An 18,647-nucleotide genomic window follows, 5' to 3' on the forward strand; every position below is an offset into this window, starting at 1 on the left:
CTGTGCTGGTTCGTCGAACCAGCTCCGGGAAGCGAGCAGGCGACGCTTTAGCAGTATTTTTAATCCGCCCTGCAAGTTGTCTCGTTTAACTCGGCGGAAGCATTAGTCTACCGCGTCCTGTTGTTTCCGTGCGCCAAGCATTTCTCGATGCCTGCAGTTGTTCACACCCCGGCAAGCCGGCTGGCCGGCGCTTTCTTCGGCGTGTTGTCACGCTGTTCGCTGCGCGTCCTGCAGACGGTGGGCGCATTCGCCGGGCGTCGCATGCATGCCTGGTCGGACAAGTTCCGGCGCGAATTCGATGCCAATCTGAAACGCGCCGTGCCCGATGCCGACGCCGCGCTGATCGACGCGGCAGCCGCCAGCGCCGGGCGTGTCGTGTTCGAATTGCCCTGGGTGTGGATGCGGCCACGAACCGAGGTGCTGGGCCGGGTGACCGGCGTCACCGGCTGGGAGCATGTCGCGGCGCTGCACGCGAAGGGACGCGGCGTGGTGCTACTGACGCCGCACATGGGCGCTTTCGAGGTGGCGGCGCAACTGATCGGCTCACGTCTGCCGATCACCGTGCTGTACCGCGAGCCCCGCCAGGCCTGGCTCGGCCCGCTGATGGCACATGGGCGGGACGGCGGCGGCGTGTCGCTGGCTGCGGCTGACGGCGGCGGCGTGCGCCGGTTGCTGCGCACGCTGCGTGACGGCGGACTGGTCGGCATCCTGCCCGATCAGGTGCCGGCCAATGGCGAAGGTGTGTGGGCCGACTTCTTCGGCCGGCCAGCCTACACGATGACGCTGGCGGCGCGACTGACCGAGCATGCCGAAGGCCCGCTGATGGTATTCGCCGAGCGGTTGCCGGACGGTCAGGGTTTCCATCTGCACTTCCTGCCGCCCGAGGTGCCGGTCACCGGGGACACGCGGGCGCGCGTCGAGGCGATCAACCGCAGCGTCGAGGCACTGGTGCGCCGCTATCCCGACCAGTACATCTGGGGTTACAAGCGCTACAAGTGCCCGCCCGGCGTGCAGCGGCCCGCGCTGTAGAATGCACGCATGTTTGAAAATCCTTCGCCGCAGGCCATCGGCGCGCTGTTGCGGCGCGCACGCACCGTGGCCGTCGTCGGCCTCTCCCCGAATGAGAACCGCCCGAGTCATCGGGTCGCGCGCGCCATGCAGGTCCTGGGCTGGCGCATCGTGCCGGTGCGACCGGCCGTGACCGAAGTGCTGGGCGAAACCGCCTACGCCTCGCTCGATGACATTCCCGAAGCGCTGCGGCGCGACATCGATCTGGTCGATGTCTTTCTGGCGCCGCAACGCGTCGGCCCCGTGGTCGATCGCGCCATCGCGCTCGGCCTGCCGGCGATCTGGCTGCAGGACGGCGTGATCGACGAAGCCGCCGCGCAGCGTGCGAAGGACGCCGGGCTCACCGTGGTGATGAATCGCTGCGTGTGGCGCGACTGGGTGCCGCTGGCGACCGAATGAAGGCGCACATGAAAGGACGCGCATGAAGCTGCGTTTTTCCAAGATGCACGGCCTCGGCAACGATTTCGTCGTGATCGATGCCATCCGTCAGCAGGTCGATCTGACACCCGCGCGCGTGCGTTTTCTGGCCGACCGCCACTTCGGTGTCGGTTGCGACCAGCTGTTGCTGGTCGAGCGCGCGCAGCAGGCGGGCATCGATTTCCGTTACCGCATCTTCAACGCCGACGGCGGCGAGGTCGAACAGTGCGGCAATGGCGCGCGCTGTTTCGTGCGCTTCGTGCTCGATCAGGGACTGACCGCCAAGCGGCAGATCCGCGTCGAAACGATGTCCGGCGTCATCACGCTGACCGCGGAAGACGACGGTGAAATCACCGTGAACATGGGGGTGCCGGTGTTCGATCCGGCGCGCATCCCGTTCGATTCCGCCTCCGATGCCTTCGTGCAGCCGCTCGACGTGGCGGGTATGACGTTGCCGATCACCGCCGTGTCGATGGGCAACCCGCATGCGGTGCAGGTGGTGGCCGACGTCGATGCCGCGCCGGTCGCGCAGCAGGGGCCGCTGATCGAATCGCACACGCGATTTCCGGCGCGGGTGAACGCCGGTTTCGTGCAGGTGGTCGATGCGCATCACATCCGTTTGCGCGTGCATGAGCGCGGGGCCGGCGAAACGCTGGCCTGCGGTACCGGCGCCTGCGCCGCCGTGGTGGCCGGCGTGGTCAGGAATCTGCTCGACAGCCCGGTGCGCGTGACCACGCGCGGCGGCGAACTGAACATCCGCTGGGCCGGCGAAGGTGAGCCGGTCTACATGACCGGCCCGGCCGTGACCGTTTTTGAAGCAGACATTCATCTGGAGTGACCGAGGCATGAGAGCCGACGACATCGCGCGTTACCTGCAGGACCACCCGCAGTTCTTCGAGGATTACCACGACCTGCTGGCGCAGCTGTATGTCCCGCATCCGCACGGCGGCCGCACCATTTCGATCACCGAAAGGCAGATCCTGACGCTGCGCGAAAAGTCCAAGGCGCTGGAACTGAAGCTGGCAGAGCTGCTGCGCTTCGGCGAAGACAACGACCTCATTTCCACGCGCGTGCATGCGCTGTCGGTCGCGCTGCTGACAGCTGGAAGCTTCGACGCGCTGATGAACGTGCTGCGTGAACAGCTGGCCGACGCCTTCGCCGTGCCGCAGCTGGCGCTGCGCCTCTGGAACAGCGTGTTGACGCGCGACAGCGACGTGTTCGCGCCGGTGGAGGAGCGCATCCGCGTGTTCGCCAACGACGCGAAGCATCCCTATTGCGGGCCGGTGAACGATCTGGGCGTAGTGGCGTGGTTCGGCGACGCGGCGCCGTCGGTGCAGTCGATTGCGCTGATCCCGCTGCGCCGCGAATCACGCATCGTCGGTTTGCTGGCGCTGGGTTCCGACGATGCCGACCGTTTCGTGTCCGACATGGGCACGCTCTACCTCGAACGGATTGGCGAACTGCTCGGCGCCTCGCTGATCCGCGAGCTGGGCTGAGATGAGAGCCCCCACGCTCACTTCGTTCGCTGCCCCCCGAGGGGGCTGCGCTCGCCCTTGGGGCGGCCCTGCCGGCGGCGCGTCGGCCCCCACGCTCACTTCGTTCGCACAGGGTCGGCTTTGCACAGCCGACCCGTTACGCGGGCGGCGAGCAATGCCCGCCGAAACCCCCGCTACACCCCTTGGGGCGGCCCTGCGGGCGGCGCGTCGGCCCCCACGCTCACTTTGTTCGAACAGGGTCGGGTTTGAACAGCCGACCCGTTCGGACCGCGCAGTGTGACCGCCACCCTGATTCTTGCACCGGGCCGCGAACGTTCGGTGCTGCGGCGCCACCCGTGGATTTTCGCTGGTGCGGTCGATCGCATCGACGGGCGCGCCCGGCCGGGTGACACCGTCGTGGTGCAGGCGAGCAACGGCCGCGCATTGGGCCGCGCCGCGCTGTCGCCCGAGTCGCAGATACGCGCCCGCATGTGGACCTTCGTCGACGAAAGCATCGACGACGCTTTCTTCCGCCGCACCGTGGCGCGCGCGGTCGAGCAGCGGCGCGATCTGCCGGAACTGGCGCCCGAATTCGACGCATCCGGCGGGGTGCGGCTGCTGCATGGCGAATCCGACGGCCTGCCCGGCGTGGTCGCCGACCGCTACGGCGACACGATCGTGCTGCAGATCACCAGCGCCGGTGGCGAGAAGTGGCGCGACGCGATCGCCGACGCGCTGACCCGGGCCACCGGCATCGCCCGCATCTACGAGCGTTCCGACCCGGACGTACGCGCCCTCGAAGGGCTGGCCACGCGCACCGGCTGGCTGACCGGCGAGACGGGGAGCGAAAGCTGGACGCTGCGCCCGGTCATTGCCGAACGCGCCGCAGAAGGCCGTATCAATATAGAAGTGGACGTGGTCAACGGCCACAAGACCGGCTTCTACCTCGACCAGCGTGACAGTCGCCGTTTGTGCGGCGAACTGGCGCAGGGAAGGCGGGTGCTGAATTGCTTCTGCTACACCGGCGGCTTTTCGCTGCACGCATTGGCCGGCGGGGCGACCGAGGTGCTGTCGATCGATTCATCCGGACCGGCGCTCGATCTGGCCCGCGCCAATCTGGCGCACAACCCGGGCCTTGACGCGGCGCGCGCTGCCTGGCTCGAAGCGGACGTGTTCCAGCACCTGCGCACACTGCGTGCCGAAGGCCGCAAATTCGATCTGGTGGTGCTCGACCCGCCGAAGTTCGCGCCGTCGGCGTCGCACGCCAAGTCGGCTGCGCGCGCCTACAAGGACATCAACCTGCTCGGACTGCGTCTGCTGGCGCCGGGAGGGCTGCTGATGACCTATTCCTGTTCGGCCGGCATCGACCCGGCGATGTTCCAGGGCATCGTTGGTGACGCAGCGGCTGATGCCGGCGTCGCTGCGCGCGTTTTGCGCCGGCTTTCGGCCGGGGTGGATCACCCGGTCGGGCTGGCTTTTCCGGAAGGCGAGTACCTGAAAGGGCTGCTCATCCGCGTGGTGTGACAACGCGGCTCTTGTTTTACTGCAAACATTGGTATCCTCCCGCTCTTTCCAACTTGGGAGTCCCCGCGGATGGCCACCAAGAACGCCGGCAAGGCAGACAAGCCGCTGACCGAAGCCGACATGCTGAAGATGCCGGAAAAGGACTACATGAACGAGGCGCAGCTCGCGTTTTTCCGCGGTCTGCTCGCGCGCATGCGTGACGACATCCTGCGCAAGGCCGATGAAACGGTCGAGCACATGCGGGAAGCCGACAACGTGTCCGACCCGGCCGACCGCGCGACGGTCGAAGAAGAACACACGCTGGAACTGCGCGCCCGCGACCGCGAGCGCAAGCTGCTGAAGAAGATCGAACAGGCGATCGACCGTATCGACGCAGGCGAGTACGGCTATTGCGACGAAACCGGCGAGCCGATCGGTATCGGCCGCCTGCTTGCCCGTCCGACCGCGACGCTGACCATCGAAGCGCAGGAACGGCGCGAACGACTGCAGAAGCTGTACGGCGACTGAAGCGGCTTCGCCGTCATGAATCCCCTGTTCGTACTGCGGCGCATCCTGCTGCTGCTGTGCCTGTTTGGCGCACAGCATGTGGCGCTTGCGCACGCATACGAACATCATCCGGCGCCCGGCGTGCATTCGGTCGCCGGGTCGGAACATGGCTCGGGTCTGCACGCGGTGTCATGCGCAGACTGCTTGTCGGGACATGCGCTGAATACCGCGATGCCGGCCAAGCTGCCGGGGCTGCGCCACGCCGGCCTTGATCACGTATTCATCACGACCGCGCCAGTTCGTTCAACGGCTTGCGATCTGCCGGAGCAACGCGCTCACGGCCCGCCACTCCCCTCACTGATCTGACGCAGCGCGCCGCCTACCGGCGCGATCCTTCCAGTGACAGACCGGCCGCGTCGTGCGCGGCCATGCCCTATCGGGCCAGGGGAGCACTCATGTACCACCCGCATTCATTGCGAAGCGCCGTCGTCGCCGCTTCGATCGCAGCCATGGCCGTTCCGGCCGCGGCGCAAACCATCAAGGATCTGCCCACTGTCGTCGTGACCGGCAATCCGCTTGGCAGCGACCTGTCGGATCTGGTCAGCCCGGTGTCGGTCATGGACGGCAATGACCTGACGCTGCGCGGCGCCAGCACGCTGGGCGAAACGGTCGGCACGTTGCCCGGCGTCAGCAGCACCTGGTTCGGACCGAATTCGAGCCGCCCGGTCATCCGCGGCCTCGACGGCGACCGGGTGCGCATCCTGAGCAACGGCGGCGCGACGGTCGATGCGTCGTCACTGTCCTTCGACCACGCGGTCACGACCGACCCGCTGGTGATCGAACGGGTCGAGGTGGTGCGCGGCCCTGCGGCGCTGATGTATGGCGGCAATGCAGTCGGCGGCGTGGTCAATACGCTGGACAACCGCATTCCCCAGGGTGCGCTGTCCGGTGCCAGTGGCCGCCTTGACGGGGTGGTCGGCGGTGCCGATTCGACGCGCGCCGTCGCCGGTCGTGCCGAATTCGGTGCCAACGGCTTCAATCTGCACGTAGATGGCTTCAGCCGCCGTACCAGCGACCTGCGGATTCCACGCAGCAGCGGCGCATCGCGGCTGCGCAATTCGGCGGCCGAAAGCGAAGGCGGCGGCATCGGCTTTTCGCTGGCTGGCGACAAGGGTTATGTCGGCGCGTCCTACGGCCAGTACGACACGCTGTACGGTACGGTCGCCGAACCGTCCATCACCATCGACATGCGCAGCGAGCGTTGGGATCTGGCCGGTGAGGCGCGCGATCTGGGCGGTTTCATCACCGGCCTGAAATTCCGTGCCGGTCACACCGACTACAAGCATGTCGAACTGGATGATGGAGCGCCCGAGACACGCTTCTTCAACAAGGGCACCGACTTCCGGGTCGAAGCCAGCCACGCGCCGGTCGGTGCCTTCCGCGGCGTATTCGGCGTGCAGCTCGACAGCAGCGACTTTTCGGCGCTCGGCGCAGAGGCCTTCGTGCCGTCCACAAGCACCGATACGCGCGCACTGTTCGTGTTCGAGGAAACGAAGGTCGGCGACCTGAAGCTCACCTTCGGCGGGCGCATCGAACGGGTGGAGGTCGGTACCGATGGCGGCGGACCGGATGACGCGAACAACCCCGGAACGCCACGCTTCGACCCCTCGCAGGAGCGCCGCTTCACCGCGCGCAGCGCAGCCTTCGGCGCCATCTATCCGCTGAACGAGGTGTTTTCGGTGGCCAGCCAGCTGGCCCACACCGAACGTGCGCCGACCTTTTACGAGCTGTTCGCCAATGGCCCGCATGCCGCCACCGGTAATTACGAACTGGGCAACACCGCGCTCGATACCGAGAAATCGAACTCGATCGACCTGCAGCTTCGGGTCAAGCATGGCGAGCACAGCGGCAGCATCGGTGTGTTCCACAGCCGCTTCAACAACTACATCGCGCTGTCAGGTAGCGGCCGCAACCGCGAAGAAGACGGACTGATCGACCCTGCAGGTGAATTGCCGGAGTTTACCTACAGTGCGGTGCCGGCCAGATTCACCGGTGCCGAGGCGCAGGCGCATCTGCTGCTGTGCCGCTGCGCCGGCGAACTGCACCTCGATCTTCAGGCCGACATGGTGCGTGCCAGCAACCGTGACACCGGCGAGCCGCTGCCGCGCATTGCGCCGATGCGCGCGCTCGCCGCGCTGAACTGGCATCGCGACCGGCTGCAGCTGCGGCTCGAAGCACAGGGCGTGCGCCGGCAGGATCGCGTAGACGATGGCGGCACATCGACCGCGGGCTATACGCGGGTCAACGCATTTGCCAGCTACGGCTTCTCGGCGGGTGGCATGGGCTGGGAAGCCTGGCTGCGCGGCAACAATCTGTTCGATACCGAAGCGCGCAACCACGTGTCTTTCCTGAAGACGATTGCACCGCTGCCCGGGCGCAGCGTGATGGCCGGTCTGCGGATGAATTTCTGAACGCAGCGACGCGGGGGCGGGCGCCTGTCACGTCTGCTTACGGGATGGGCGCGCAGCGCGCAGGGTTTGCGGGGTAAAGTAAAGATCTGTATCGATTTTGTCCAAGCAGTGCCGTTAACCCTTCGGGTTAACCCGATATCTTTCCGTCCGTGGCCTTTTCATTCTTCAAGAAATCACCTGCGCCGCAGGTCGAGACGCGCAAACCCGTGCAGCCCGCCCGCGGCGGCACGGCTTCGCGTCCGCCCCAGAGCACGCCGCCCCAGAGCGGGCCGCGCAATGTTGCGCCGAGCGTGTCGCCATCGAGTGGCCTGATATCGCTCGACTTCATCTCGCGCGATCCGCTCGAGGGCGCGCGTCGCATGGGCAAGGGCGAGCTGGAAGTGCAGGACGTTGCCAGCGGACTGCACCCGGTGGTCGAAGAGGCGGCGATGCTGTTTGCCAACGGTGACGATGAAGCCGCACTGAGTGCGCTCGAGCGCGCCACCTTCGACGATCTGGGCAGTTCCGCCGAGCAGGTGTGGGCGATGCTGTTCGATCTGTGCCACGCGCTCGGTCGCTGCGACGCCTTCGAAGCGCACGCGCTGGCCTATGCCGAGCGTTTCGAACGCTCTGCGCCGACCTGGCCGGCCAGCCCGTCCCGAGGCGCGGCAAATGGCCCCCCAACCCTGACGCTGTCCGGAAAGCTGTGCGAAGCCAGCCGCGCGATGATTGACCAGTTCGACCGTCTCGCTTGCAAAACCCCGCTGCTCAGGCTCGACACCGCACGCGTGCAGGACGTGGACGAAGACGGCGCGAAAATGTTGACCGAGGCGTTGGTGAAAGTCAGGCGCAGCGGCCATCGGGTGGCGATGATCAATGTCACATCCCTGCGGGATATGCTCGCACCGCGTGTCATTCCCGGTACGGCGGCGCTGCCAGAGCAATGGCTGCTTTATCTGGAAACGCTGCAGCAGCTGGGCGACGAAGCGACATTCGAGGAATTTGCCATCCAGTATGCGGTGACGTTCGAACAGTCGCCGCCGTCATGGGATGCGCGCTGGGTTTCGGCCACGCTGCTGCCGGCGGCGCCCGAGCCGGTCAAACCAAATGGCAAGCCGGCAGTGGCATTGCAGGGCGAAATCACCGGCGCCAGGCAGGACGCCTTCGCCGTGCTGACGGCCGGCGATCACCCGCCGGGTGTGCTCAAGGTCGAATGTTGCGATCTGAAACGTATGGATTTCATCAGCGCGGGCCTGCTGTTCAACGTGATCACAGCGGTGCAGGCCACCGGTCGCCAACCGCGTTTCGTCGAGGTGCGTCCCATGATTGCCGCGCTGTTCGTGCTGATCGGCGTCGCCGCGGTGGCGGAAATCCAGCAGCGGCATTTCTGAATCGACTCAACTGGGCCGCTGCCCGCGAGGGTAAAGTACGCGACCTTTCCGCTTCATCAGGATCAGGCATGGAACAGTTTCACGGCACGACCATCCTTTCGGTGCGCCGTCCGGGGCAGGTTGCGCTCGGCGGCGACGGTCAGGTCACGCTCGGCAACATTGTCGTCAAGTCCACGGCACGCAAGGTGCGCCGCCTGTACCAGGGCCGCATTCTGGCCGGATTCGCCGGTGGCACCGCTGACGCCTTCACGCTTTTCGAGCGTTTCGAAACCAAACTGGAAAAGCATCAGGGGCATTTGCTGCGCAGCGCGGTCGAACTGGCCAAGGACTGGCGTACCGATCGCATGCTGCGCCGGCTCGAAGCCATGCTCGCTGTGGCCGATCGCGAGTCGTCGCTGATCATCACCGGCAACGGCGATGTGCTTGAACCGGAAGGCGGCATCGTTGCCATAGGGTCGGGCGGTGCCTACGCTCAGGCAGCCGCCCGCGCACTGATCGAAAACACCGAACTGTCCGCCAGAGATGTCATTTCGAAGTCGCTCGGCATTGCCGGCGATCTTTGCATCTACACCAACCAGAGCCACACCATCGAAGTGATCGAATGGTGATGAATACAGCCGCTTCCAGTCACACCATGACGCCATCCGAAATCGTGTCCGAACTGGACAAGCACATTGTCGGGCAGACGCGTGCCAAGCGCGCCGTCGCCGTGGCGCTGCGCAACCGCTGGCGCCGCGCCCAGGTGGCCGAGCCGCTGCGTACCGAAATCACGCCGAAGAATATCCTGATGATCGGGCCGACCGGGGTCGGCAAGACGGAAATCGCGCGCCGGCTGGCGCGCCTGGCCAACGCGCCCTTCATCAAGGTCGAGGCGACCAAGTTCACCGAAGTGGGCTATGTCGGGCGCGACGTCGACAGCATCATCCGCGACCTGATGGAGATCGCGATCAAGGATCTGCGTGAGCGCGCGATGAAGGCGTCGCGCACGCGCGCCGAGGACGCCGCGGAAGACCGCATCCTGGACGTGCTGCTGCCGCCGGCCCGCCCGACGGGTTTCGGCACCGACGCGCCGCCGGCGGAAGAATCCGGCACGCGGCAGAAATTCCGCAAGAAGCTGCGCGAAGGCGAACTGGACGACAAGGAGATCGACATCGAAGTCGCGCAGTCGGCGCAGTCGATGGAAATCCTGACCCCGCCCGGCATGGAGGAACTGTCCGGGCAGCTGCAGTCGATGTTCCAGAACATGGGCAACCCGCGCCGCAGCAGGCGCCGTATGACCATCGCGGAAGCGATGCGCGTGCTGACCGACGAAGAAGCCGCACTGCTGGTGAATGAGGACGAGGTGAAGCAGCAGGCGCGGGCCGCGGTCGAGCAGCATGGCATCGTGTTCCTCGACGAGATCGACAAGATTGCCACCCGTTCCGAGCACGGTGGTGCGGACGTGTCGCGCCAGGGCGTGCAGCGTGACCTGTTGCCTCTGGTCGAAGGCACGACCATCAGCACCAAGTACGGCATGGTGAAAACCGATCACATCCTGTTCATCGCTAGTGGCGCCTTCCACCTGTCGCGCCCGAGCGACCTGATACCGGAAATGCAGGGCCGATTCCCGATCCGGGTCGAACTCGAATCATTGTCGGTGGAAGATTTCGAACGCATCCTGACCGCCACCGACGCCTGCCTGACGCGCCAGTACATTGCGCTGCTGGGCACCGACGGCGTCACGGTGGACTTCACCGCCGACGGAATCCGCCGGCTGGCCGAAGTCGCCTGGTCGGTCAATGAGCGCACCGAAAACATCGGTGCGCGCCGTCTGCACACGGTGATGGAAAAGCTGCTTGAAGACGTGTCCTTCGACGCCGGCCGGCACGACAGTGCGCTGACCGTCGATGCCGCCTATGTCGACCTCCGCCTGGGCGAACTGTCGCAGAGCGAGGATCTTGCCCGCTATGTTCTTTGAGCGCACTCCGGTGCGTACAGAACTTTCCGTCTACCCGAGCTTCTGCCTGAATGTCCCCCCGTCCGTCCACCTGAGCGTCCGATGACCCCGATCGCCCGTACCCGCCTGCTGTTCGTCCTGTCCTACGTCTGTTTCGGCCTGGTTGCCTTTGCGCTCTACCTGCAGCACGTCGAACGGCTGGCGCCGTGCCCACTGTGCATCCTGCAGCGCTACGCCTTTGCCGGTGCCGGCCTGTTCCTGTTGCTGAGCGGATTGTTCGGCGGCACGCTGTCGCGCAGCGGGCTTTGGCTGGCGGCGCTGGTCGCCGGCGCGGGCGCGGCGATCGCCGGGCGGCACGTCTATGTGCTGTACCACCCGTCGGTCAGCTGTGGTCTTGATCCGGTCGAGGACTTCGTAAACAGCCTGCCGCCTGCGCAGTGGCTGCCCCAGCTGTTTTTCGCCGACGGCGCCTGCGGCGCCAAATTGCCGCCCATCTTCGGGCTCGACATTCCTGAGTGGTCGCTCGCCTGGCTGGTGGCACTGGCGCTGATCGCCGTGCTGCTCTCGTGGCGCCGGCACTGAGCAGCCGTACCCGCTGTTCCATTTGTGCCGCATCCGGAAGGGTGTCGAGCACAAGCGACAGTTGCTGATGCACAATCCGCGTGCATCAATCTTTCTGCTTCCGGACACTATGAACCATCAGAAAAAACCCGTCATCGTGGTGGTGGGCGGCGGCGCAGGCGGACTCGAGCTCGTGACCAGTCTTGGAGACCGCTACGGCGAAAAGGGTCTGGCCGACGTGGTGCTGGTCGACGCCTCGCCGATCCATATCTGGAAGCCGCACCTGCACGAAGTTGCTGCCGGGCGCATGGACATGCACATGCACCGGCTCGAATACGTCGCCCAGGCGCGCTGGCACAGCTTCGAGTTCCAGCTTGGCCGAATGACGGCGATCGACCGTGAGCGCAAGACCATCCACATCGAGGCGGTGCCGGACTTCGACGGTGACCCCATGCTGCCGGAGCGCGAACTGCATTACGACTATCTGGTGATCGCCATCGGCAGCACGGTGAATACCTTCGGCATTCCGGGCGCCGACGACTTCACGATGGCGCTCGACTCGACCCACGACGCCGAACGTTTCCGGCAGAAGCTGGTGGCCGCCTGCATGCGTGCCGATGCGCGCGCCGAGCGTGGCGAGCCGCACCAGGTGTCGATTGCCATCATCGGGGCTGGCGCAACCGGTGTCGAACTGTCGGCCGAGCTGCGGCATACCAGCAAGGTGTTGCGGGCCTTCGGCGTGCACAGCATGGACCCGCGGAAGGACGTCCGCATCACGCTGATCGAGGCGGCCGATCGGGTGCTGCCGGCGCTGCCGACACGCATTTCGGTTTCGGTCGAAGGCCTGCTCAAGAAGATGGGCATCGATGTGCTGAAGTCCGAGCGGGTCAGCGAAGTGAGCAAGGACGGTCTGGCCACGGCCAGCGGCCAGTTCATCCGTGCCGACCTGATGGTGTGGGCCGCAGGCATCAAGGCGCCGAACATGCTTGCCGGTTTCGGCGGACTGGAATCGAACCGCATCAACCAGTTGGTGGTGGATGATCACCTGACCACCACACGCGACCCGGACGTGTTTGCCTTCGGCGACTGTGCCGCCTGCGTCTGGCTGGATGGCGAAGGCACGATTCCGCCGCGTGCACAGGCGGCACACCAGCAGGCCAGCTATCTGGTGAAGATTTTCGACATGCGCCTGTTCGGCAAGGGCGATCCGGGCCCGTTCAGATACAAGGACTTCGGCTCGCTGGTATCACTGGGCAAGACCGGCGCAACCGGCAACCTGATGGGCGGCATCATTGGCGGCAGCATGTTCATCGAAGGCCTGGTGGCACGCGTGATGTACCGCTCGCTGTACCAGATGCATCAGATCGCGCTGCACGGCTGGATCAAAAGTTCGATCGACGCGCTGGCACGCATCATCAAGCGCAGCACGGAGCCGCACGTCAAGCTGCATTGAGGCAGAGGCAGAATTTAAGGGACCAGGGACCAGGGACCAGGGACCAGGGGGCCGGTGCCTGGTTCGGGCGATGTGCTGAGGTTGGTCTGCCCGACGGCGTCGCTGCGGCGGCGAGTGGGCAGGAACCGGGCGATCAGGTCCGCTGGCCGCAGACTTCGCATGCGGGGTCGCGTGGCAGCGTGATGCTGCGCCACTCCATGCCCAGTGCGTCGAGCAGCAGCAGCCGGCCGGCCAGCGACTGGCCGGTGTGCGCCAGCAGCTTGAGGGCCTCGGCGGCCTGCATCGTGCCGATGATGCCGGTCAGCGGCGCGAACACGCCCATCACCGCGCAGCGCACCTCGTCGGCGTCGCCACCTTCCGGAAACAGGCAGTGGTAGCAGGGTGCCCCGGCGTCGCGGCTGTCGAATACCGACACCTGACCGTCGAAACGAATCGCCGCACCGGACACCAGCGGCGTGCGCGCGGCCACGCAGGCGCGGTTGATGGCATGGCGAGTAGCGAAATTGTCGCTGCAGTCGAGCACCACGTCGGCCGCCTCGACCTGTTCGCGCAAAGCGTCGCCAGCCAGCCGTGTCTTGAGCGCGATCACCGCGATGCTCGGATTGATGTCGTGCAACGCTTCTCGCGCCGACTCGACCTTGGCCCGCCCGACCGAATGCTGCCGGTGCAGCACCTGTCGCTGCAGATTCGTCAGATCGACCTCGTCATCGTCGACGATCACCAGCGTGCCGACACCGGCTGCCGCCATGTAGAGCGCCGCCGGGCAGCCCAGGCCACCGGCGCCGACGATCAGGGCACGCGATGCGAGCAGCCTGTCCTGTCCTTCGATACCTATCGGGTCCAGCAGGATGTGCCGGCTGTAGCGCAGCAGTTGTTCGTCGTTCATTGCAGAAAAGGTTGCGGCCGTGCGGTGTCAGCGGTAGTCGCGCAGTTCGGTCGGCGTGTCGTCATGGTCGCCATGCGGATGGTGCTGCCAGGCCTTGACATAGATTTCGTTCGATTTCTTGATCAGCCGTTCCGGCTGCCGCAGGTTGCGCAGCTGGGTGTCTTCGCAGAAGTGCAGCAGCGCGCGCAGGATGCGCATGACCAGCCCGGTGTCGGTGTGGAAGCCGTTCTGGTCGAGCAGCCGTTCGATGCTGCGAAAGCTGTGCTCGGCCAGACTGTACTCGATGGCCAGTGCGCGACCCCGGCGACCGGTGACGGTGATGTTGCCCTGTTCGGTGAGAAAGCGGCTTGCTTCATCGATCCGCTCGTAGCTGCGCAGGCTGAAGCGCAGTTCGCGGTGCTTCATCAGACCGGCCTGAGGGCCGTAACCCGGCTTGCGCGGGGCGCGGTGTTCGCGACCAAAACGACGCTTGCTTGCATGAGCGGCCATCATTCAGCTCCTCAATCCGGTAGGTCCGACGGTCCGCATGCGGACGCCGGACACGCTGGCCAGACCGCATGGTCGCGGTCGCAGCTCAGTTCTTCTGCATGATCTGCAGGCCCTTCAGCAGATTCAGCGCCTGTGTGAACTGGTAGTCGGTCTTGGTCGCGAATTCGAACGGCGCAGCCTGCTTGCCGTCCTCGTCTTCCTTCGCCGGACCCGGCTTGCCCTTGGCCCCTGCATCGGCCGGCATGGCCGGGATTTCCACGTCCTTGTCGTTGTTCAGGTGGCGGTCGAGGTCGACTTCGCGCAGGCGCATTCCGGTGCTGCCATTCGCGCTTTCCTCGACAACGATGTCCGGCACGATACCCTTGGCCTGGATTGAGCGACCGTTCGGCGTGTAATAGCGTGCCGTGGTCAGCTTGATCGCCGTATTGTTGGTCAGCGGCATGATGGTCTGCACCGAACCCTTGCCGAAGGTCTGGGTGCCCATGATGACAGCGCGCTTGTGGTCCTGCAGGGCGCCGGCGACGATTTCCGAGGCCGAAGCCGATCCCGAATTCACCAGCACCACCAGCGGTACCGATTTGGCACCTGCAGGCAGGGTCTGCAGGAAGTCATCGCGGCTGCCGCGCAGGTAGTCTTCCGGCGAGGCGATGAAACGGCGCTTTGCGTCATCGGTGCGACCGTCGGTCGATACCACCAGCGCCTTCGGCTGCAGGAAAGCCGCCGATACGCCGACCGCGCCGTGCAGCAGGCCGCCAGGATCGTTGCGCAGGTCGAGTACCAGACCCTTCAGCTCGCCGTCCTTGTAGAGTTTGCCGATATGCTTGACCAGATCTTCCGCGCTCTGCTCCTGGAACTGGGTCAGCCGCAGGTAGCCGTAGCCCGGCTCGACCAGCTTGGACTTCACGCTCTGCACCTTGATCACTTCGCGCATCAGCGTCACTTCGATCGGCTTGGTTTCGCCCTTGCGCGCGATGGTCAGGCGGATGCTGGTGTTCGGCTTGCCGCGCATGCGCTTGACCGCGTCGCCGAGGTTCAGTCCCTTGGTCGACGTGTCGTCCAGCTTGATGATCAGGTCGCCCGACTTGATGCCGGCGCGAAACGCAGGTGTGTCCTCGATCGGCGACACCACCTTGACGAAACCGTCTTCCATGCCGACTTCGATGCCGAGGCCGCCGAATTCGCCCTGGGTGCCGGCCTGCAGGTCCTTGAACGCATCCTGATCAAGGTAGGCCGAGTGCGGGTCGAGGCCGGACAACATGCCGCTGATGGCCTGCGTGATCAATTTCTTGTCATCGACCGGCTCGACGTAGCTGGCCTTGACCGCATTGAGGACGTCAGCGAACTGGCGGAGTTCTTCCACCGGCAGGCTGCTGCCGGGCGTCTTGTTCGCATTGGCGGAGAAATTGAGACTGAGCAGCACACCTGCACAGAGCCCGATCATGATCAGGCCGGTTTGCTGCAGCTTCTTTTGCATCGAAAGCACTCCGCGTGTGTATCGGCCGGAAATCTAGCGGGAAACCCATTTCAAGGGATCCAGCGCTTGTCCCTGATGCCGCAATTCAAAGTATAAACCCGATTCCAGAGCCCCACCGCTGCTGCCGATCGAGGCGATGTTCTCGCCGCTGCCAACGCGTGCGCCCACCCCTTTGAGCAGGGCTTCGTTGTTGCCGTAGATGCTCAGATAGTGGTCGCCGTGGTCGACGATGATCAGGTTGCCGAAGCCGCGCAGCCAGTCGGCGAACACCACGGTGCCCGCCGCCACGGCTTTCACGTCTCCGGCACCGGCGCGGATGAAAATGCCACGCAACGGTGTGCCGCCATCGGCACTTTGGGCACCGAAGCGGCGCGCAAGTTCGCCGCTGGCCGGCCAGGGCAGTTTGCCGCGCAACTTCACGAACGGCTGGCCACCATGATCGACCGGCAGAGACTTGACGACCGGGCCGGTGTCCGCCTTGTTGCGGGCGGGTTCCGGGTTGTCACCTGGCGGCGCTGCGCCGGGTGCCGGACGTGGCACGGTGCGCGCACTTTTCTTCGACAGGGCTTCGATCAGCCTGCTGAGCCTCGCCTCGTCGCGCTTCAAAGTGGCAAGCTCACGCCGTTCGGTGCGCAACTGGGTGGCCAGTCGTTCTAGCACCTTGCGGCGCACATTGTTCTCGGCAGCCAGGCGTTCGCGTTCGAGTTCGCGTTCCGCCTCCAGCGTGCGCATCTGTTCGAGCTGGCTGTCCTGCTGTGCCAGCAGTTCGCGCTGCCGCGCGAGCGCAGCGCGGTGGGTGTCCATCAGCGCCAGCTGGCTGCGCGAAAGACTGCGCAGGTAGTGCAGGTCGCGCGCGCTCTGGTTCGGGTCGGTGCCCGACAGCAGGTGGCGCAGTGCATCGGCTTCGCCGGCGCGCTGGTGGCCGCGCAGCAGTTGTGCAAGCTGTGCCTGCTGGCGCTGCAGCGTTGTTTCGCCGGCGGCGATGTCGGTACGGGTGCGGGCCAGCGCCGTCTCGACCTCCTTGCGCTGCCGGCTGATGTCGCGCAACGCGCGGGTGGCGTCCGAGATGGCTTTTTCGGAACCGCGTAGCTCGTCGCGAGCCTCGCGGTGCGCACTTTCCGACTGGTTAAGCTCATCGCGCAGCGCTTCCATGCGCTGCTGCAGCGCCTTGAGCTGTTCCGGACTGGACTGGACCGCGCGTTCAGCCTGTGCGGCCAGTGGCAGGGTGCACAGCAGGGCAAGGAGGAACCGGACGGTCACTCCATCCACGGCGGGCGTTGCTCGGTCTGCGCCTCCTCCGTATCCGGAATCGGTGGCCGCTGGCGCTGCGGAACGGCGCGACTCTGGTTGGCCACGGCGTCAATGGCGGCCTTGATCGCCTCCTGGTCGCCCAGGTAATAATGGCGGATCGGCGTCAGGTCGTCGTCCAGCTCATAGACCAGCGGCTGTGCGGTCGGGATGTTCAGGCCGAGAATGTCCTGCTCGGACACGTTGTCGAGATACTTGATCAGCGCACGCAGGCTGTTGCCGTGGGCCACGATGAGCACGTTCTTGCCGGATTTGATCTGCGGCACGATTTCCGCGCTCCAGAACGGCAGCACGCGGGCCACGGTGTCCTTCAGGCATTCGGTGCGCGGAAAGCATTCGTTCGGCACGTCGGCGTAGCGGGGGTTCTTGCGGTCTAGCCGCGGGTCGTCCTCTTCCAGTGCAGGCGGCGGCGTGTCGTAGGAGCGGCGCCATGCCAGCACCTGTTCCTCGCCGAAGCGCTGCGCCGTCTGCGCCTTGTCCAGACCCTGCAGCGCACCATAGTGGCGCTCGTTCAGGCGCCAGGTCGGGCGGATCGGAATCCACATCAGGTTCATCTGTTCGAGCGCAACATACAGCGTCTTGTTGGCGCGCTTGAGCACCGACGTGAATGCCACATCGAAGCGGTAGGACTCGCGGGCGAGCAGGCGGCCGGCTTCGCGCGCCTCGATTTCGCCCTTTTCGGTCAGACCGACGTCGGTCCAGCCGGTAAAACGGTTTTCCTTGTTCCAGACGGATTCGCCATGGCGCAACAGAACGAGCTTGTACATGAGGTGGGATCTGTAGGGTGGGATCGGGTCGGGCGCGGCATCTAGCGGCGGAGAGTTGCGCTACTGATTCGTGGTCTGTAGGTGAGCCGCGCGCGCTTGGGCTAAAATCGGCATTTTCCCAGAAAAAGCATTTCGCGGTCCGGTAAAAAATCGACATACCTGCGCGTTTCGACGCGTATCAAATGGTCGGACGCTTCCGAACGACGGCCCGCTAACCCGGGCACGCGATTTCATCCCGACCCCTACACTGGCTGCTCTCAGACTCCATGGACTTCGTAACGACCAACTACATCTGGGCCATCACCGCTTTCATGAGTGGTGCCGGGCTCATCTTCCTGACCATACGCCAGAAGGTGTCGGGCCCGCGCCTGTCACCGGCCCAGGCCACGCAGCTGATCAATCGCGAAGACGCGCAGGTGATCGACGTGCGTGATCAGGCGGAATGGTCCAAGGGCCACATCAATGGCGCGCGGCACATCCCGGCGGGCGAAATCCCGAAACGGCTGGGTGAGCTGGAAAAGTTCAGGCAGCGGCCGCTGATCGTCGTCTGCGCCAGCGGCCAGCGCTCGGCGAGTGCGTGCTCCGCGCTTCGCAAGGCGGGTTTCGAGAAGGTTTTCGCGCTGGACGGCGGGATCGGCGCCTGGGAACAGGCCGGTCTGCCGCTGACAAAGAAGTGATGCCATGGCACGCGTGCTGATGTATACAAGCGGCTTTTGTCCGTATTGCTCGCAGGCCGAACGCCTGCTGACGAGCAAGGGTGTGACCGACATCGAGAAGGTGCGCATCGACATCGATACGGATCGCCGTTCCGAAATGATGGAGCGAACCGGCCGGCGCACCGTGCCACAGATCTACATTGGCGATTACCACGTGGGCGGGTGCGATGATCTGCAGGCACTCGACCGCGAAGGCAAGTTAGACCCCCTGCTGCAGGCGTGAGCCGGTTTTTGCAGCCTTAACCC

Annotated in this window: 20 protein-coding genes; 15 read left to right on the forward strand and 5 right to left on the reverse strand. The window is 65.3% G+C overall.

Translation table 11 applies throughout. From position 1 onward, the window contains the following. Positions 1-147: 147 nt before the first annotated feature. The 13 genes from Q8R75_RS15605 (at position 148) to Q8R75_RS15665 (ending at position 12,761) form a co-directional block, all read left to right on the forward strand. Complete coding sequence (locus Q8R75_RS15605; RefSeq protein WP_305614720.1) at positions 148-1,029, forward strand: lysophospholipid acyltransferase family protein; 882 nt, start codon at positions 148-150, stop codon at positions 1,027-1,029. 9 nt (positions 1,030-1,038) lie between these two features. Next, a complete protein-coding gene (locus Q8R75_RS15610; protein WP_305614721.1) occupies positions 1,039-1,467 on the forward strand; it encodes a CoA-binding protein in 429 nt (142 codons plus the stop codon). A 22-nt stretch (positions 1,468-1,489) separates the two neighbouring features. Continuing rightward, on the forward strand, positions 1,490-2,323 hold the full coding sequence (dapF, locus tag Q8R75_RS15615; RefSeq protein ID WP_305614722.1) for a diaminopimelate epimerase: 834 nt from the start codon (positions 1,490-1,492) through the stop codon (positions 2,321-2,323). 7 nt (positions 2,324-2,330) lie between these two features. Beyond that, positions 2,331-2,981 carry a DUF484 family protein gene (locus Q8R75_RS15620; protein ID WP_305614723.1) on the forward strand — a complete coding sequence of 217 codons (651 nt, stop codon included), beginning with the start codon at positions 2,331-2,333 and terminating at the stop codon, positions 2,979-2,981. Between the two features lie 276 nt (positions 2,982-3,257). Next, a complete protein-coding gene (locus Q8R75_RS15625) occupies positions 3,258-4,484 on the forward strand; it encodes a class I SAM-dependent rRNA methyltransferase (RefSeq protein ID WP_305614724.1) in 1,227 nt (408 codons plus the stop codon). A 69-nt stretch (positions 4,485-4,553) separates the two neighbouring features. Beyond that, positions 4,554-4,991, forward strand: a complete 438-nt coding sequence (gene dksA, locus Q8R75_RS15630; protein ID WP_305614725.1) for an RNA polymerase-binding protein DksA — start codon at positions 4,554-4,556, stop codon at positions 4,989-4,991. A 15-nt stretch (positions 4,992-5,006) separates the two neighbouring features. Beyond that, on the forward strand, positions 5,007-5,336 hold the full coding sequence (locus Q8R75_RS15635) for a hypothetical protein (RefSeq protein WP_305614726.1): 330 nt from the start codon (positions 5,007-5,009) through the stop codon (positions 5,334-5,336). Positions 5,337-5,479: 143 nt separating this feature from the next. Next, positions 5,480-7,441 (forward strand): TonB-dependent receptor, encoded by a 1,962-nt coding sequence (locus Q8R75_RS15640; RefSeq protein WP_305626712.1) that lies wholly within the window; start codon positions 5,480-5,482, stop codon positions 7,439-7,441. A 149-nt stretch (positions 7,442-7,590) separates the two neighbouring features. Then, on the forward strand, positions 7,591-8,811 hold the full coding sequence (locus Q8R75_RS15645) for an anti-sigma-factor (protein ID WP_305614728.1): 1,221 nt from the start codon (positions 7,591-7,593) through the stop codon (positions 8,809-8,811). Between the two features lie 68 nt (positions 8,812-8,879). After that, positions 8,880-9,419: an ATP-dependent protease subunit HslV gene (gene hslV, locus Q8R75_RS15650; protein ID WP_305614729.1), complete on the forward strand. Its 540-nt coding sequence runs from the start codon at positions 8,880-8,882 to the stop codon at positions 9,417-9,419. 26 nt (positions 9,420-9,445) lie between these two features. Then, positions 9,446-10,768, forward strand: coding sequence for an ATP-dependent protease ATPase subunit HslU (hslU, locus tag Q8R75_RS15655; RefSeq protein ID WP_305614758.1), 1,323 nt, complete (start codon positions 9,446-9,448; stop codon positions 10,766-10,768). An 81-nt stretch (positions 10,769-10,849) separates the two neighbouring features. Continuing rightward, positions 10,850-11,329 carry a disulfide bond formation protein B gene (locus Q8R75_RS15660; protein ID WP_305614730.1) on the forward strand — a complete coding sequence of 160 codons (480 nt, stop codon included), beginning with the start codon at positions 10,850-10,852 and terminating at the stop codon, positions 11,327-11,329. 109 nt (positions 11,330-11,438) lie between these two features. After that, positions 11,439-12,761, forward strand: a complete 1,323-nt coding sequence (locus Q8R75_RS15665; protein WP_305614731.1) for an NAD(P)/FAD-dependent oxidoreductase — start codon at positions 11,439-11,441, stop codon at positions 12,759-12,761. 133 nt (positions 12,762-12,894) lie between these two features. On the opposite strand, the gene moeB is transcribed toward Q8R75_RS15665, so the two are convergent. The 5 genes from moeB to gpmA form a co-directional block, all read right to left on the reverse strand. Further along, positions 12,895-13,647, reverse strand: a complete 753-nt coding sequence (gene moeB / locus Q8R75_RS15670; RefSeq protein WP_305614732.1) for a molybdopterin-synthase adenylyltransferase MoeB — start codon at positions 13,645-13,647, stop codon at positions 12,895-12,897. A 27-nt stretch (positions 13,648-13,674) separates the two neighbouring features. After that, complete coding sequence (locus Q8R75_RS15675) at positions 13,675-14,136, reverse strand: hypothetical protein (protein WP_305614733.1); 462 nt, start codon at positions 14,134-14,136, stop codon at positions 13,675-13,677. Between the two features lie 85 nt (positions 14,137-14,221). Further along, the gene (locus Q8R75_RS15680) at positions 14,222-15,610 is read right to left on the reverse strand and encodes a S41 family peptidase (RefSeq protein ID WP_305614734.1); all 1,389 of its coding nucleotides are present in this window, start codon (positions 15,608-15,610) and stop codon (positions 14,222-14,224) included. Between the two features lie 33 nt (positions 15,611-15,643). Continuing rightward, positions 15,644-16,870 carry a peptidoglycan DD-metalloendopeptidase family protein gene (locus Q8R75_RS15685; protein WP_305614735.1) on the reverse strand — a complete coding sequence of 409 codons (1,227 nt, stop codon included), beginning with the start codon at positions 16,868-16,870 and terminating at the stop codon, positions 15,644-15,646. Next, positions 16,867-17,685 (reverse strand): 2,3-diphosphoglycerate-dependent phosphoglycerate mutase, encoded by an 819-nt coding sequence (gpmA, locus tag Q8R75_RS15690; protein WP_305614736.1) that lies wholly within the window; start codon positions 17,683-17,685, stop codon positions 16,867-16,869. The genes Q8R75_RS15685 and gpmA overlap by 4 nt, the downstream gene beginning before the upstream one ends. 266 nt (positions 17,686-17,951) lie before the next feature. Here gpmA and Q8R75_RS15695 point away from each other — a divergent pair, with 266 nt between their 5' ends. Together Q8R75_RS15695 and grxC are read left to right on the forward strand one after the other, a co-directional pair. After that, positions 17,952-18,362 (forward strand): rhodanese-like domain-containing protein, encoded by a 411-nt coding sequence (locus Q8R75_RS15695; RefSeq protein WP_305614737.1) that lies wholly within the window; start codon positions 17,952-17,954, stop codon positions 18,360-18,362. 4 nt (positions 18,363-18,366) lie between these two features. Continuing rightward, on the forward strand, positions 18,367-18,624 hold the full coding sequence (gene grxC, locus Q8R75_RS15700) for a glutaredoxin 3 (protein ID WP_305614738.1): 258 nt from the start codon (positions 18,367-18,369) through the stop codon (positions 18,622-18,624). Positions 18,625-18,647: the final 23 nt, after the last annotated feature.

Origin of the sequence: Methyloversatilis sp. (genome assembly GCF_030696805.1) — a bacterium.
Taxonomy (GTDB): Bacteria; Pseudomonadota; Gammaproteobacteria; order Burkholderiales; family Rhodocyclaceae; genus Methyloversatilis.